Consider the following 14,795-nt stretch of genomic DNA (forward strand, 5'->3'; position numbering starts at 1 on the left):
AAGGTGACTCCTCGGGAAAGTCGTGACGGGTGCCGCCGGCCCATTGCCGGCAGCCCCACCGGTCTACCCGGTTCTGGGTAGACGAAACCTCGGCGCGGTCCCGGCGTGGTCGGCAGCGCTCGGCGGCGGTCAGGGCCCGGCCGTCAGCAGGCCCTCCGCCTGCACGACCTCGAGCGAGAGCGTGCGGTAGCCGACGTCCTCGAAGAGGATGGTGAGCCGGTCCTCCTCGACGTCGGTGACGGTCCCGGCACCGAACTCGTCGTGCCGCACCTGCGACTGCACCGGGTACGGCGCGTCCGCGTCCGCCACGACCGACTCCCCGGCGCGTCCCGCGACGCAGTTGTCGCAGAGCCCGCAGGGGTCCTCCTGGTGCTCGCCGAAGTAGCCCACCAGGAACGACGACCGGCAGCGGTCGGTCTCGGCGTACCCGCGCATCATCTCCACGCGGGAGTCCTCCAGGCGCCGCTGCGCCTCGGCGCGCTCCACCACCGCCGACACGGTCGCGTGGACGCCCGAGGAGTCGTCGATCGCCCCCACCTCGCGGGCCAGCGTGACGAGGTTGAGGATCCGCCCGGTCTTGCGCGCCCCGAACTCGCAGGCGGCCGTGACCTCCCGCGGGTCGCTGCTGCCGGCCGCCTCCGCGGCACGGAGCACCTTCTCGACGTCCTTGCGGCGCGGCACCGAGGCCGCGAAGAACTTGCCCAGCGAGAGGTCCTCGGGCCGGTAGACCAGGGTGCCGCGGGCGGGCTCGCCGTCGCGACCGGCCCGACCCACCTCCTGGTAGTAGGTGTCGGGCGACTCCGGGGCGTCGGCGTGGACGACGTAGCGGATGTCGGGCTTGTCGATCCCCATCCCGAACGCCGAGGTCGCGACCACGACGTCGACGCTGCCGTCGGTGAAGTCGTCGTGCGCCTGCTCGCGGACCTTGCGCGCGAGGCCAGCGTGGTAGACCGCGGTGCGCAGTCCCGCCTCGGCCAGCGCCCCGGCGTACATCTCGGCGCCCTTGCGGGTGCGGGCGTAGAGCAGGCCCGTCCCGGACCCCGACGCCGCCTCGGCCCGCTCGGCCACCAGCTCGAGGACGAGCCGCCGCTGGTGCTCGGGGTCGGTGGCGCGGACGACGTCGAGCGCGAGGTTGTCGCGCGCGAAGCCGGTCGCCACGGTGAGGGGGTCGACCATCGCGAGCCGGTCGGCGACGTCCTCGCGGACGGGGTGCGCCGCCGTGGCGGTCATCGCGACGACCCGCGGGCGGCGCACGTCGGGCGTCCCCTCGGCCGCGCCGCTCAGGGTCGCCACGAGCTCGCCCAGCCGGAAGTAGTCGGGCCGGAAGTCATGGCCCCAGGCCGAGACGCAGTGCGCCTCGTCGACCGCGACCAGGACCGGCTGCAGCGCCGCCACCGCGGCGTGCACCTCGGGGTTGGCCAGCTGCTCGGGCGCCAGGAAGAGGAACCGCAGCTCGCCCGACGCGGCCCGCTCGAGGACGTCGGCCCGCTCGCCCGCCGACTCCGCCGAGCTGATCCGCCCCGCGACCTGCCCAGCCTCCTCGAGGTGGGCGAGCTGGTCGGCCTGCAGCGCGAGCAACGGGGAGACGACGAGGGTCAGCCCGTCGAGCAGGACGCCCGAGAGCTGGTAGGTGAGCGACTTGCCCGACCCCGTCGGCGAGACCAGGAGCACGTCGCGGCCATCCAGCAGGGCGCCCACCGCCTCCGCCTGGCCGGGCAGCAGCGAGTCGTGGCCGAAGTGCTCGCGGGTGGCCGCGAGCAGCTCCCCGTCGCGCCCGCCGCTCACAGGGCCACCGTCTCGCCGCGGCGGACCGGCTGCAGCCGGTCGCCGAACCCCGCCTCCCGGGCGCGCCGCTCGAAGTCGGCGAGCGGCGACCGGAAGACGCCGTAGTCGTCGAAGTGGACCGGGACGGCCTTGGCGGGCCCCACCCGGCGCAGGAAGTCGACCCCCTGGACGTCGTCCATCGTCACGGTGTGGAAGAGGACCCGGGTGCCGCCGAGGTGGACCACCGCGACGTCGATCTCGGGGTGACGGCGGGCGACCTCGTCCAGGTGGTCACCGGTGAGGGTGTCGCCGCTGACGTAGACCCGGCGGCGGACCCGGCCGCCCGCCCGGTGGGTGAGCAGGCTCCCCATCACCGGCGGCAGCAGCGCCCCCATCGCGCCGCGGGCGTGGATGCCCGGCAACGCCTCGACCGTCAGGGTCTCGTCGCCGTCGGCAGCCACCGGGGCCGGCTTGGTGATCGTCTCGGACTGCCAGGTCTCCAGGCCCCGGGCGTCGAAGTCCCACCGGCGCAGCCGGCGCGCGGCCTGCGTCGTGGTGAGGACCGGCTGGGCGCGCACCAGCTCGCGGCGGGCCACCCGGTCGAAGTGGTCGCCGTGCAGGTGGGAGAGGACGACCGCGTCCAGCGGCGGCAGGTCCGCCGGCTGCATCGCCGGCTCGGTCAGCCGCCGCGACCAGAGCCCCTTGCCGAGGTAGGCCCGCTGGCCCCGGTGCAGGAAGTTGGGGTCGGTGAGGACCGTGAAGGCCCCCAGCCGCAGCAGGGTCGTCGCCGTCCCGACGAAGGTGAGCGTGTCCACGCCCGCCGGTACCCCGTCGCAGGCGTCTTCACCGGCGCGGCTGTGGCCGGGGGGTGGTTTCACCGGGTACCCGATGACTTCAGCGCTTCTCGACCGTTGCAGCCCTCGGGAGGCGCGAAAATCTCCGGGTACCCGGAAATTCCTCACCCCAGCCAGGCGGGCAGGGTGGCGTAGCCGCGCAGGATGCGGGTGGGACGGCGTACGGCGCCGGGGGCGGGACGCAGGTCGGGGAACCGGTCGAAGAGGGCCCGGAGCCCGACCTCCCCTTCCATCCGGGCGAGCGAGGCACCCAGGCAGTGGTGCCGGCCCGCGGAGAAGGCGAGGTGGTCGCGCGCGTTGGCCCGGGTGACGTCGAAACGGGTCGGGTCGTCGAAGACCTCGGGGTCGCGGTTGGCGCCGCCCAGCAGGGTCGCGACGAGCGTGCCCGGGACGATCGTGCGGCCCGCCACCTCGGTCTCCTCACGACACTGCCGGGCCGTCAGCAGCACGGGCGGGTCGACCCGCAGCGCCTCCTCGACCGCGTTGGTCCACAGCGACGGGTCGGCGCGGAGCAGCTCGAGCGGGCTGCGGTCCGGGCGGCCGTCGCGGGTGGTGAGGAGCACCACGGCGTTGCCCAACAGGTTGACGGTGGTCTCGAAGCCGGCGGCGAGCACGAGGCCGGCCGTCGCCTTCAGCTCCTTCTCGTCGAGCCCCACGCCGTCCTCCTGGGCGCGGACGAGCTGGCTCATCAGGTCGTCGCCGGGGTGGCGGCGCAGCTGGGCGAGATGGTCGGTGAGCCACGCGTCGAACTCCGCGAGCGCCGCGTCGGTGCGCCGGTACTCCCGCCACGGCAGCCCCATGTCGAGGCTCGCGGCGGCGGCCGTGCCCATCTCGAGGACGTGCTGCTGCTGGTGCTCCGGGACGCCGAGCACCTCGCAGATCACCGCCACAGGCAGCGGCGCGCAGTAGGCCTGCACCAGGTCGACCGGCGGGCCGCCGCGCCGGGCGCGTGCCGCCATCGTGTCGAGGAGGTCGGAGGCGATCTGCTCGGTGCGGTCGCGGAGCCTCTCGACGGCCCGCGCGGTGAAGACGCGGGTGACGAGCCGGCGGTAGCGCGTGTGGTCGGGCGGCTCGACGGCGAGCAGCGACGGGGGCCGCACCGGGTGGACGGTCGGCGGCTCGGTCCGGGCCAGCAGGCGCAGGAGGAACGGCTGGTCGGGGCCGGGGAGGCCCGCGCCGAACGCGGGGCTGCTCAGGACCTCCTTGACCACCGCGTGCCGGGCGGTGATGAAGCCGAACGCCGTCCCGGGCAGCGGGCCGCGCTCGCGGACCTCCTCGATCACCCGCCACGCCTCGGCCGGGTCGGGCTGGGAGGTGGCGCGCACCAGCCGGCCCTGGAGGTCGCCGCGACGCGCGGCGGCCCGCAGCGCCAGCCGGGGCAGGCCCTGCGAGACGCCCCAGTGGACGGCGCGGTCGCGGGCCCGGGTCAGGTTGGTCGACACAGTCGGTCATCCTGCACCCGTCAGCGCTCCCTGGCCACCTGCCATCCCAGCGCCGCGACGGCCCCGGCGAGCACCCAGGGCTCCCCGACGAGGACGAGCGCGAGACCCAGGACCAACGCCAGGTCGGGGCCGTGCAGGAACGAGTGGATGAGCCCGGTGGGCAGCGCTCCCGCCGGGGTGCTCACCACGGCGCCGAGCTCGACGGGGACGGGGTCAGCGGCCCGCATGGTCGCGGCGAGGCCGGCGACCGCGAGGTGCACGCCACCCCACCAGGGCCCGTCGACGAGGAGCAGGGCGGGTACGCCGACCAGCGCGCACGCCGCGGTCGGGGGCAGGGTGAGCGCCAGGGTCACGGTCCAGGGCCGGGCCCGGACCGTCCGCCGCAGGCCGGGCGAGCCGAGCCACGCGCGCAGGCCAACGCCGGCCTTGCGCCCCGCCCAGGCCGTGACGGCGGCCGCGGCGAGGACGGCGGCGCCGTACCCGAACCCCTCCCCCGCGACCAGGACGAGCGGCACGGCGAGGAAGGTCTGGGCCACCGAGCGCCAGCGGCGCCGCAGCTGCCGGGCGTCGGCGACCAGGAAGGCGACCCCGCCGCGCCCCCGGAGCGGGCGGGACGTGTGCCGTCCGCGGCGCTGGTCGGCGCGGCGTCGCTGCAGCCCGGTCAGCAGCGTCGCGTCGAGCATCATCGTGGAGTCGGCCACGGCGTCCACCACCTCGCGCCCACGCGCCAGCTGGGCGTCCGAGAGCTCGGCCAGCCGGCCCCCCACCCGCAGCACGGCCAGCAGGGCACCGACCAGGGTGACCGCCAGCAGGGCGGCGAGCGCCCAGGCGACGACGACCGCCCGGTCGGCGTCCGGGGCGGGCGTCGCGGGCAGGCGGGTGCCGCCGAGCAGCACCCAGCTGAGGAGGCCGAGCCCCGCACCGGCCAGCAGCGCCGCGACCGCGGCACCGGGCGCGCGCCCCCAGGGCCGCGACCCCTGGCCTGGGAGGAGCGCCAACGGGACCAGGGCGCCGACCGCCGCACCCAGGGCCGCGCCCGCGCCGAGCGGCCCCGGCTCGAGACCCCCGCCCTGCGCGGCCATCGCGGCGAGCAGGCCGACGACGACGCCACCGAGCGCCGCCCCCGTGACGACGCCGCCGAGGGGCCCGCGGAGCAGGACGGCCCGATCGGCGGTGGTGGTGAGCAGCCAGCGCGCGGTCGCCCGGTCCGCCGAGACGGGGCCGACCGCCCCGGCGGCGAGCAGCAGCCCGCCGAGCCCGAGGCAGGCGACCGCCAGGGCGGCGTACGCCGGGTGCTCCTGCACCGCGCACGCCCCGGCGCTGCAGGTGCGCCCGGTGAAGGTCTCGCGGGCGAACGAGAGGACCCAGACCGTGATGAGCGCCAGGCTGAAGATCCAGACGTAGAGGTCGGTGAACCGGTCGCCCGTGTCGCGGGCCCGTGAACGCGCGGCGGCCAGCGCGCGGGTCGCCTCCCGCGCCGCGACGTCGTCGCCGCCCCGCTCCGTCACGCGACGTCCACGGCGACGACGCGGGCGCCGGCGGCCGCCACGAGGGCCTCGGAGTGGCACGCCATGAGGACCGACCGCCCCTCCCTCGCCTGCTCGGCCAGCCAGCGACCGAGCCACGCCTGGCCATCGGCGTCCAGCCGCTGCTCGGGCTCGTCGACGAGCAGGAGGCGCCAGGGTCGGACGAGCGCCACGGCGAGCGAGAGGCGCTGCTTCTGCCCCGAGCTGAGCGTGCCGGGCACCTGGTCGGCGATCCGGGTGAGGCCGACCTCGGCGAGCGCGTCGCGGGCGACCGCCCCGGGGTCGACGACGCTGTCGGCGCGGGCGAGCAGGTCGAGGTGCTCGAGGACCGTGAGGTCGGGGAACCACGCGGTGTCGTCGAGCAGGGCGAGCACGTCACCGCGGACGTCCGCCTCGCGCGTGTCCAACGGCCGGTCGTCGAGGAGCACCTCTCCTCCGTCGGGCTCCTCGATCCCCACGACGCAGCGCATGAGTGTCGTCTTGCCCGCCCCGTTGGGTCCGACCAGCGCGACCACCTCCCCCGGCTCGACCACGAGGTCGAACCCATCGAGCACGCGCCGCCCGCCGAACTCCTTCTCCAACCCCCGCACCGTCAGCACGCCGACGATCCTAGGGGGTCCGGCGGTGACGTTTTTCGAACGTTTGTCCACACTGTGGGCGAGACACCCTTTCGGGGGTCGCGTTGTCGGCGGCGGCTGGTTGAGTGTTGCCTGTCGGCGGGGCATCGGGGTCTCCCGGCGAACCTTTTGTACGGCGGCGGGGGCGGGGGTCTCGGATGTGGGAGCAGGCGGGTGGTGAGCACCCGATCACCCGTGCGGTGACGATGATCGAGGCTGCCCTGGACCTCGCGGCCGGGGCGGACGCCATGTACTTGTCCGCGGCCGCGCAGCGCGAGGCGCTGCTGGGGCTGACCCGGCTGGTCGACGGGGTGGAGTCGCTGCGGATGCGGGTGATGCAGACCGTCGGGGCGCCCGGGGGTGTCGCCGCCACCGACGGTGCCCGGTCGGTCGCGGGATGGCTCGATGCCCGGGCCCGGACCGGGTACGGCGCCGGGCGGTCGGCGGAGAGGCTCGGCGAGGCGCTCGCATCGCGGTGGCGCCTCGTGGCGGCGGGGTTGGAGGCGGGGGCGGTGAACCTCCCCCAGGCGCGGGTGATCGTGAAGGCGCTGGACAACCTCGTGGTCGACCCGCTCCCGGGTGAAGAAGTCCCCGCCGAGGTGCTGGCCAGGGCAGAGGCGCACCTGGTCGAGCAGGCAGCGAGGTTCAACCCCAAGCAGCTGGAGACCCTCGGCGCGAAGATCCTGCAGACCGTGGCCCCCGAGACCTGCGAGGAGCACGAACGCAAGCTCCTGGAGCGGGCTGAGAGGCGCGCGAACGCCGCCACCCGGCTGACGATTCGCCGCAGGGGTGACGGCGCCTCCACCCTGTCCGGCACGATTCCGGATCACGCCGCGGCCCGGCTCAAGACCTACCTGCAGGCCTGGACCTCACCCAAGCAGGACGACGGCAAGACCACCGGCGCCGCCACGTCCCTGGGGGCGTTCGCCCACCTCGACCCGGCGACGGGTGAGCGGTTGCCGCAGGAACGGCTGCTCGGGTTGGCGTTCTGCGCGTTCCTCGAAGCCGCAGACCCGGCGCGGATCCCCGCCCACGGCGGTGGCGCCACCAAGGTCCTGGTCACCATCAACTACGAGGACCTGCTCGACAAGCTCGCCCACGGCCACTGCCCATGCACCACCGAGGGCAAGGGCAAGGGCCAGGGCAAGGGCAAGGGATCCGGCAAGGGCCGGGGCAGGGGCAAGAGATCGGGGTGGATCCTGACCAACGGCGAGGACCTCACCGAGGTCACCGCCCACAACGTGCACCGGATGGCGTGCCAGGCCGAGATCATCCCCGTGGTCCTCGACGGCGACGGGGTGCCGCTGGCGATGGGCCGCAAGAGCCGGTTCTTCCAGACCTGGCAACGCGAGGCCCACATGCTCCGGCACCACACCTGCCAGACAGTGGGGTGTTCCATCCCCGCCCAGTGGTGCGAAGCCCACCACGGCGGCCCCAACCCCTGGGCGGGCGGCGGGAACACCGACCTGAACGAACTCGTCCTGCTCTGCCCCTTCCACCACCACAAGGCCCACGACCCCGGCTACGCAAGCGAAAAGCACGCAGGTGGCGACGTCAGGTACCACCGGAGGACCTAGACCGTAGGAGGAGCTGACCATCCACGGTCCCCAGGACCACCGCCGGACCTGGTCCGGAGCGCCGGCACGGCCGAGCGCCAGGGTCCGGAGATCCCGGGGCCGAGGATCCCGGGGGCGGAGGGGCCCGGGGGCGGAGGGTCCCGGGGGCGGAGGGACCGCTTCGCTTCGCCCTACGAGAATGCGTCGAAGGGTGCGGCGTATCGGAAGACGCCACTGGGGTGGACGCGACCGCCGAGGACGATCGCCTGGAAGTAGTCCCCCCACGCGGGATCGGGAGCCTCGACACCCAGCTCTCGCGCGGGCAGGAAGCCGAACCTCCCGTAGTACGACGGGTCCCCGAGCAGGGCGACGAGCGCCTCTCCGGTCGCGTCGGCACGGGCCAGCACCTCGCGCACCAGTGCCGAACCGATCCCGCGACCGTGCAGCGCGGGCAGCACGCTCACCGGTCCCAGCCCGAGGGCAGGTACGGAGTCGGAATCGGAGTCGGAATCGGAGTCGGAGTCGATGGCGCCTGGGCCGGGGCCGGCGCCACGGACGGAGGAGACCACCGTGGCACGGCTGCAGACCACGTGGCCGACCGGGCGACCGTCCACCTCGGCGACGACGGAGAGGTGCGGCAGCCAGCCCGGGTCCGCGCGCAGCATGCGCAGCAGGTCCACCTCCCCAGGCGGGCCGCCGGGGGTGCGCGGGGGCGCGGAGTGGGCCGCGGCGACGAAGGCGGCGGCGACGACCTGGTCGACGACCCCGGCGTCCGCCGGCTCCTCGGTGCGCAGGATGACAGGTGGTGTCGGACCGGACGGTGTCGTGCCGGGGGCAGGGGTCACGCGTGGACGGTAGCCCGGGACCCGCCCCGTGGCGACGGGTTCGCCCCCGGCCGCGGGCCCCCTGCCTCAGGCCCTGCCTCAGGCCCTGCCTCAGGCCCTGCCTCAGGCCTCCTCGGAGCGCGCCCGGAGGAAGTCGCGCTCGGCGTCGTTGTCGGTCATGGCGACGGCGCGCGCGTAGGCCTCCCGGGACTCGTCGGACCGACCCAGCCGGCGGAGGAGGTCGGCGCGGGCCACGTGGAAGGGCTGGTAGCCGTCGAGCGTCCCCGCCAACCCCTCGACGAGCCCGAGCCCGGCCCCCGCGCCCTCGAGCTCGGCGACCACGAGCGCCCGGTTGAGCGCGACCACGGGCGTGGGGGTGACGGCGTACAGCTGGTCGTAGAGGGCGCGCAGCTGGGACCAGTCCGTCTCGGCGGCGGTGGGGGCGTCGGTGTGGACGGCGTTGACGGCGGCCAGCAGCTGGTGGTGGCCGGGGTGCCCGAGCCCGGCCCGGTGGCGGCGCAGGCACTCGCGGACGAGGGCGTGGCCCTCGGCGACGAGGTCGGCGTCCCACCGGGAGCGGTCCTGCTCGGCGAGCGGGACCAGACGACCGTCGACCACCCGGGCCGACCGCCTGGCCTCGGTGAGAAGCATCAGCGCCAGCAGCCCCATCACCTCGGGCTCGTCGGGCATCAGCCCTCGCAGCACCCGGGTGAGCCGGATCGCCTCGGCGCAGAGGTCGGTGCGAACCGCCTCGTCGCCCCGCCTGGGCAGGTAGCCCTCGTTGAAGACCAGGTAGAGGGTGGCGAGGACGCCGCCCAGCCGGTCGGGCAGCTCGGCGTCGGACGGCACCCGGTAGGGGATGCGCGCCGCGGCGATCTTCTGCTTCGCGCGGGTGATCCGCTGGGCCATCGCCCGCTCCTCGACGAGGAACGCGGCGGCGATCTCGGGCACCGTCAGGCCGCCCAGGAGCCGCAGCGTCAGCGCGACGCGGGTCGCGGGGGCGAGGGCGGGGTGGCAGCAGGTGAAGAGCAGCCGGAGCCGCTCGTCGGGGATCGAGGTGAGGGCGGAGTCGTCGGTGCCCCCGTAGGAGCCCCCGTAGGAGCCCCTGGCACCGTCGCCGGGCAGGCCGTGCAGCACGTGGGCCTCCTGGTGACGGGCGTCCCGGGTCGACTCGCGTCGCACCCGGTCGAGCGCCCGGTTGCGGGCCGTGGTGGCCAGCCACCCGGGCGGGTGGGGCGGTACGCCGTCGGCGGGCCAGCGGCGTACGGCCTCGGCGAAGGAGTCCTGGGTGACCTCCTCGGCCAGCCCCAGGTCGCCGAACCGGCGGGCGAGGGCGGCGACGATCCGGCCGAACTCCTCCCGGTGGAGGCGCTCGATCCGGGCCGTCACCGCCTCACCGTCGGTGGGCTGCTCCTCGTCGGTCACGCCGAGCGGTCACTCGGACTGGAAGGGGCGCACCTCGACGGCGCCGCGGCAGGCCCTCGACCCCTCGGCGGCCAGCGCGAGCGCCTCGTCGAGGTCCTTGGCCTCGACCACCCAGAAGCCGCCGACGTGCTCCTTGGACTCCAGGTAGGGGCCGTCGGTGACGACGACGTCGTCCCGGGTCCCGTCGACGACGGTGGCGGTGTGGGCCGGCATGAGACCGCCGGCGAACACCCAGTGGCCGCGCTCCTGGAGCGACTCGTTGAAGCGGCCGGTGTCCTCGAACGCCTTCATCATCTGCTCGTGGCTCTCGTAGGGGCCGAACTCGCCGGCGTCGACGGAACCGTGCACGGACAGCAGGTACTGGGTCATGACGAACTCCTCGTGTCTGGGACGACCGTAGTGGTCGTGCTCTCACCCCTTCCACGAACGGGGGCTGGCGGATGCGACACCTCCTGCCAAACTTTTTCCGGACCGGCGCAGAATTGCCCGGTGAACCTCTACTTCCGCCTCGTCGTGCTCCTCGTCGGCCTGTGGCGCCGGCCCCGTCTGTCGATGCAGGAGGGCGGCGTCCGGCAGTTCCGCGTCTGGCCGTCGGACCTCGACACCGTGGGGCACATGAACAACGCGAAGTACTTCGGCCTGATGGACCTCGGCCGCGTCGACCTCATGCTCCGCTCGGGCCAGCACCGCGAGACGCAGAAGCGCGGCTGGTACCCGGTGATCGCGGCCCAGACGATCCGCTACCGCCGCTCGCTCAAGCCCTTCCAGAAGTTCGACGTGCGCACCTCGCTGCTCGGCACCGACGAGCGAGGGCTCTACTTCGAGCAGGCCTTCCTGGTCCGCGGGGAGCTCTACGCGCAGGCCGTCGTCCAGTGCCGGTTCCTGCGGAAGTCGGGCGGCACCGTCCCCGCCGCCGTCGTGCTCGCCGCGATCGGCGTCGACCCGTCCGCCGACCTCGCGCTGCCGCAGTGGGTCGCCGACTGGGCCCGCGGCGTGCGCGAGCCGCTCGCCGCCTGACCCGCCGCCCGACCGCGCCGCCCGGGCTCCCGCCGTACCCCTGTCCCGTCGCCGGGCCGCGCCATAGGATCCGCTCCATGGTCGACCTCGTTCGGCTGGTCCGCGCCCCGAGCCCGGTCGGCGTCGGGCTCTCGGCGCTCTTCCTCGTCCAGTCGTGGCAGCCGACGCTGCTGGCCCGGGACTGGCTCCTGCAGGGAGTCGTCTCGGGGTGCGCGCTGGTGGTCGGCCACGGCCTCGGCCGGCTCCTGGCAGCGGCTGCCCGGTGGGTCGTCGCGCTCGTACGCCGGCGCACCGGCCGCGCGCCGACACCCCTGTCCCGCGCGACGGACGTCCGGCTCCGCCTCGTCGCCGGTGCCGCGCTGCTCGCGGCCGTGGCGTGGGCGGCGGTCGACGCGGTCGACGCCCACCGCTGGACGTGGGAGCGGCTGGACCACGACCCGGGGCGGGTGTGGCTCGGCCAGGCCGCCTCGCTGGTCGTCGCCCTGCTCGTCCTCGGGGTCGCGCTGCTGCTCGCCGGCGGAGTGCGCTGGCTGGTACGGCGAGCCACGTGGCTCGGCGACCTGGTGCTGCCGCGCTGGATCGCCGCCGGGGTGGCCACCGTCCTCGTGCTCTCGGCGGTCGCGACGGCGGTCAACACCTGGGTCTTCCAGCGCACGCTGGACGGGCTCAACGAGGCGTTCACCCTCTCGGACCTGGAGGTCGACGGCGACCGGGAGCCGCCCACCTCCGCGCTCCGCTCGGCCGGGCCCGCCTCGGCGGTGCCGTGGGAGGAGGTCGGGACGAGGGCCGACGCTTCCTCACCCGCGGTCCCTCCGTCGAGCAGCTCGCGCAGCTCGCCGTGGAGCCCGACGCGGTGCTCGAGCCCGTGCTCGTCTACGTCGGGCGCGCCACCACCGACGACGCCGACGAACGGGCGGCCCTGGCCCTCGCCGAGCTGGAGGCGTTCGACGCCTTCGAGCGCGAGGCCGTGCTGGTCGTGGTCCCGACCGGGACCGGCTGGGTCAACGAGCAGGTCGTGCAGCCGGTGGAGCACCTGCTCGGCGGCGACGTCGCGACCGTCTCGATGCAGTACTCCCACCTCCCCTCGCCGCTCGCGTTCCTCACCGAGGCCGACGCCGCCCGCGACTCCGGCCGGGCGCTGGTCGAGGCGGTCCGGGCACGGATCGACGAGGAGCCGGTCGAGGAGCGGCCCGAGCTGCTGGTGGCCGGCGAGAGCCTCGGCTCCTTCGGCGGGAGCGCGGCCTTCGCGGACCTCGACGAGCTGACCGTGCGGACCCGCGCGTCGCTGTGGGTCGGTCCTCCGGAGACGGTGCACCTGCGTCGGGAGGCCGAGCGGCTGCGCCGGCCCGGCTCGCCACAGGTCAAGCCCGTCGTGGGCGACGGTCGCACCGTCCTCTTCGCCAACCGCGACGCCGACGTCGTGGGCAACCCGCGGGTCGTCTTCCTGCAGCACGCCGACGACCCCATCGTCTGGTGGGACTGGCAGACCGCCTGGGAGGAGCCCGACTGGCTCGACGAGCCGCTCGACCCGGCCGTCAACCCCGAGATGGAGTGGGCGCCGCTCACCACCTTCCTCAACCTGGCGGTCGACATGGCGGTGAGCACCGCCTTCGAGGAGGAGCTCGGCCACAAGTACGGCACCCAGCCGCTGAGCGCCTGGGTCGCGATGCTCCGGCAGGAGGGGTGGGACGACGAGCGCGTCGCGGCGCTGCGGGAGCGGCTCTCCCGCCTGCCGCGCTGAGCACCCCGGACAGGTGACGGTCAGACGGTCCGGCGCATCACGACGCGCGGGAAGCCACCCGCGACGGCGTCGGTCCGGGCGGCCAGGGTGAACCCGGCGTCCTCGAAGAGCCGCCGGGTCCCGACGAACGCCATGGTGAGGTCGACCCGCTGGTCGCCGTTGTCGGCGGGGTAGCCCTCGACCACGGGGGCGCCCTGCGACGCGGCGTAGGCGACCGCCCCCTCGAGCAGGTGGTGGGTGACGCCGCGGCCGCGGAAGCCGGGCCGCACCCGCAGGCAGATCACCGACCACGCGGGCTGGTCGTCGACCTGCGGGATCTTCCTCGACCGCGCCACCGGCAGCTCGGCGCGCGGCGCCACCGCGGCCCACCCGACGACCTCGCCGTCGTCGTGCGCGAGGACGCCGGGGGCGACCGCGCGCGAGCAGAGCTCGCGCATGGCCTCGCCCCGCGCGGGGCCGAGCAGCTCGCGGTTGGTGCGCGAGTCGAGGCGGTGGCTGAGGCACCAGCAGACGTTGGAGCCCGGCTTCTTCGGCCCGAGCACGGTCGCCACGTCGTCGAACAGGTCGGCGCTGGCCGGACGCACCTGGATCGCCATCCGCCCAGTGTGGCGCGTGACGGCCGCGTGCGCCACGCTGGGACGATGGACCCGGTACGCCGCGCCACGACCGCGGACGCCCACCTCGTCGCGCGGATGCTGCACGACTTCAACACCGAGTTCGAGAGCCCGACGCCGCCGGTCGACGTGCTGGCGAGGCGGTACGCCGCGCTGCTGGCCCGCGACGACGTGCTGGTGCTGCTCGTCGACGCCGAGGGGGAGGGCGGCGGGCAGGAGGCGGTCGGCTTCGCCTACCTGACGCTGCGCCCGACGCCGTACCACGACGGGCCGCTGGCCCAGCTCGAGGAGCTCTACGTCCGGCCGCGGCTGCGCGACCAGGGGCTCGGCACCGCGCTGATGGCGCGGATCCTCGGCGAGCTGCGCGACCGCCGGGCGGGCGAGGTGCACATCAACGTCGACGAGGTGGACGTCGACACCCGGCGGTTCTACGAGCGGCACGGCTTCGTCAACGTCGAGCCCGGCGCCGACTACCGGATGCTCTGCTACCTGCGCGAGCTCTGACCCGCGTCCTGACCCGCCGCCTCGTCCTGACCCGCCGCCTCGTCCTGACCCGCGGCCTCGTCCTGCCACGTCGTCTTGCCGGCCGCGGTCCGGTAGGTGCTCGGCGTGAACCCCAGGACCGTCCGGAAGTCGGTCGCCAGGTGGGCCTGGTCGGCGTACCCGAGATCGGCGGCGAGGGCCGCGAGCCCGGTGCCCGGGTCCGCGCGCAGCCGCTCCGCCGCCTCCTGCAGGCGGCGACGCCGGATCATCGCGGCCGGCGCCACCCCCACGAACCGGCGTGCCAGCCGTTGCACCGTGCGCGTCGAGACCCCGAGCCGGTCCGCGGCCTGGTCGACGCGGAGCATGGTCGGGTCGCCGTCGACGAGGTCGGCGAGCGCGTTGGCGAGCAGCGCTCCCTCGGGAAGCGGCCGGCGCGCCGCCCGCTCCCGGAGCCATCCGACGTACGCCGCCACGGCGGCCTCGCGCCGCGCCTCGCCCTTGTCGGCGCTCCCGCCGCGGGCGCCCGTCATCGCCGCGACCACGGGCGCGTGCAGGTCGGGCAGGTCCAGCTCCCGGTAGCCGTCGCGGACCGCTCCGGGGTCGTCGACGACCAGGACGGTGCCTGCGGGGCGCAGCAGCGCGCCGACCGCCCAGCCGCGGCCGGTGAGGTCGCGGTGCGAGGCGCGGGTGGTGGGGCCCGCCAGCGCCACGAAACCCCGCTCGACGACGAGGTTGCTGGCGGGGAAGGAGAGGACGTGCTGCCGGGAGGTGCGGCCCGGGGGCAGGTCCCACTCCGGGATCCAGAACCAGCGCACGAGGTGGGCGACGTCCTCGGGCGGCGGCAGCCGGTGGAAGGTCGGGAGGGCGGCGGGGTGGAGGATCCCGCGGCGCTCCGGGACGCTCCCCTGCTTGCGCTCCTCCCCGGTCACGCC

The 14,795-nt window shown here is 75.2% G+C and carries 14 protein-coding genes and 1 pseudogene; 5 read left to right on the forward strand and 10 right to left on the reverse strand.

Going from position 1 to position 14,795, the window contains the following annotated elements:
- Positions 1-129: 129 nt before the first annotated feature.
- The 5 genes from DNK53_RS02835 to DNK53_RS02855 all read right to left on the reverse strand — a co-directional run bounded on the left by DNK53_RS02835 (position 130) and on the right by DNK53_RS02855 (position 6,185).
- The gene (locus DNK53_RS02835; protein ID WP_110180762.1) at positions 130-1,785 is read right to left on the reverse strand and encodes a RecQ family ATP-dependent DNA helicase; all 1,656 of its coding nucleotides are present in this window, start codon (positions 1,783-1,785) and stop codon (positions 130-132) included.
- A complete protein-coding gene (locus DNK53_RS02840) occupies positions 1,782-2,579 on the reverse strand; it encodes an MBL fold metallo-hydrolase (protein ID WP_110180763.1) in 798 nt (265 codons plus the stop codon). The genes DNK53_RS02835 and DNK53_RS02840 overlap by 4 nt, the downstream gene beginning before the upstream one ends.
- Before the next feature lie 143 nt (positions 2,580-2,722).
- Positions 2,723-4,060 carry a cytochrome P450 gene (locus tag DNK53_RS02845; RefSeq protein WP_110180764.1) on the reverse strand — a complete coding sequence of 446 codons (1,338 nt, stop codon included), beginning with the start codon at positions 4,058-4,060 and terminating at the stop codon, positions 2,723-2,725.
- Between the two features lie 20 nt (positions 4,061-4,080).
- Positions 4,081-5,568 (reverse strand): DUF6297 family protein, encoded by a 1,488-nt coding sequence (locus tag DNK53_RS02850; protein WP_110180765.1) that lies wholly within the window; start codon positions 5,566-5,568, stop codon positions 4,081-4,083.
- Complete coding sequence (locus DNK53_RS02855; RefSeq protein ID WP_110180766.1) at positions 5,565-6,185, reverse strand: ABC transporter ATP-binding protein; 621 nt, start codon at positions 6,183-6,185, stop codon at positions 5,565-5,567. The genes DNK53_RS02850 and DNK53_RS02855 overlap by 4 nt, the downstream gene beginning before the upstream one ends.
- 176 nt (positions 6,186-6,361) lie before the next feature.
- Between DNK53_RS02855 and DNK53_RS02860 the strand changes: the two genes are divergently transcribed.
- Entirely contained in the window at positions 6,362-7,780 is a 1,419-nt protein-coding gene (locus DNK53_RS02860) for an HNH endonuclease signature motif containing protein (protein WP_110180767.1), read from the forward strand.
- Between the two features lie 170 nt (positions 7,781-7,950).
- Here DNK53_RS02860 and DNK53_RS02865 read toward each other — a convergent pair whose 3' ends face one another.
- The 3 genes from DNK53_RS02865 to DNK53_RS02875 all read right to left on the reverse strand — a co-directional run bounded on the left by DNK53_RS02865 (position 7,951) and on the right by DNK53_RS02875 (position 10,377).
- Positions 7,951-8,604 (reverse strand): GNAT family N-acetyltransferase, encoded by a 654-nt coding sequence (locus tag DNK53_RS02865; RefSeq protein WP_110180768.1) that lies wholly within the window; start codon positions 8,602-8,604, stop codon positions 7,951-7,953.
- Between the two features lie 102 nt (positions 8,605-8,706).
- A complete protein-coding gene (locus DNK53_RS02870; RefSeq protein WP_204163718.1) occupies positions 8,707-10,008 on the reverse strand; it encodes an RNA polymerase sigma factor in 1,302 nt (433 codons plus the stop codon).
- A gap of 9 nt (positions 10,009-10,017) precedes the next feature.
- A complete protein-coding gene (locus tag DNK53_RS02875) occupies positions 10,018-10,377 on the reverse strand; it encodes a YciI family protein (RefSeq protein ID WP_110180769.1) in 360 nt (119 codons plus the stop codon).
- Between the two features lie 120 nt (positions 10,378-10,497).
- Here DNK53_RS02875 and DNK53_RS02880 point away from each other — a divergent pair, with 120 nt between their 5' ends.
- From DNK53_RS02880 to DNK53_RS02890, 3 genes and pseudogenes are all read left to right on the forward strand, one after another.
- Positions 10,498-11,025, forward strand: a complete 528-nt coding sequence (locus tag DNK53_RS02880; protein WP_110180770.1) for a thioesterase family protein — start codon at positions 10,498-10,500, stop codon at positions 11,023-11,025.
- A 77-nt stretch (positions 11,026-11,102) separates the two neighbouring features.
- Positions 11,103-11,750, forward strand: a pseudogene (locus tag DNK53_RS18470) (alpha/beta-hydrolase N-terminal domain-containing protein); the annotation flags it as partial.
- 38 nt (positions 11,751-11,788) lie between these two features.
- Positions 11,789-12,766 carry an alpha/beta-hydrolase family protein gene (locus DNK53_RS02890; RefSeq protein ID WP_110180771.1) on the forward strand — a complete coding sequence of 326 codons (978 nt, stop codon included), beginning with the start codon at positions 11,789-11,791 and terminating at the stop codon, positions 12,764-12,766.
- Positions 12,767-12,786: 20 nt separating this feature from the next.
- On the opposite strand, the gene DNK53_RS02895 is transcribed toward DNK53_RS02890, so the two are convergent.
- Entirely contained in the window at positions 12,787-13,362 is a 576-nt protein-coding gene (locus tag DNK53_RS02895) for a GNAT family N-acetyltransferase (protein WP_110181373.1), read from the reverse strand.
- Positions 13,363-13,407: 45 nt separating this feature from the next.
- Here DNK53_RS02895 and DNK53_RS02900 point away from each other — a divergent pair, with 45 nt between their 5' ends.
- Complete coding sequence (locus DNK53_RS02900) at positions 13,408-13,884, forward strand: GNAT family N-acetyltransferase (protein ID WP_110181374.1); 477 nt, start codon at positions 13,408-13,410, stop codon at positions 13,882-13,884.
- Here DNK53_RS02900 and DNK53_RS02905 read toward each other — a convergent pair.
- Entirely contained in the window at positions 13,866-14,792 is a 927-nt protein-coding gene (locus tag DNK53_RS02905; RefSeq protein ID WP_110180772.1) for a helix-turn-helix domain-containing protein, read from the reverse strand. The two genes, DNK53_RS02900 and DNK53_RS02905, sit on opposite strands and share 19 nt — an antisense overlap.
- Positions 14,793-14,795 lie beyond the last annotated feature (3 nt).

This window comes from Nocardioides solisilvae, from assembly GCF_003194625.1.
Classification (GTDB): Bacteria; Actinomycetota; Actinomycetes; order Propionibacteriales; family Nocardioidaceae; genus Nocardioides; species Nocardioides solisilvae.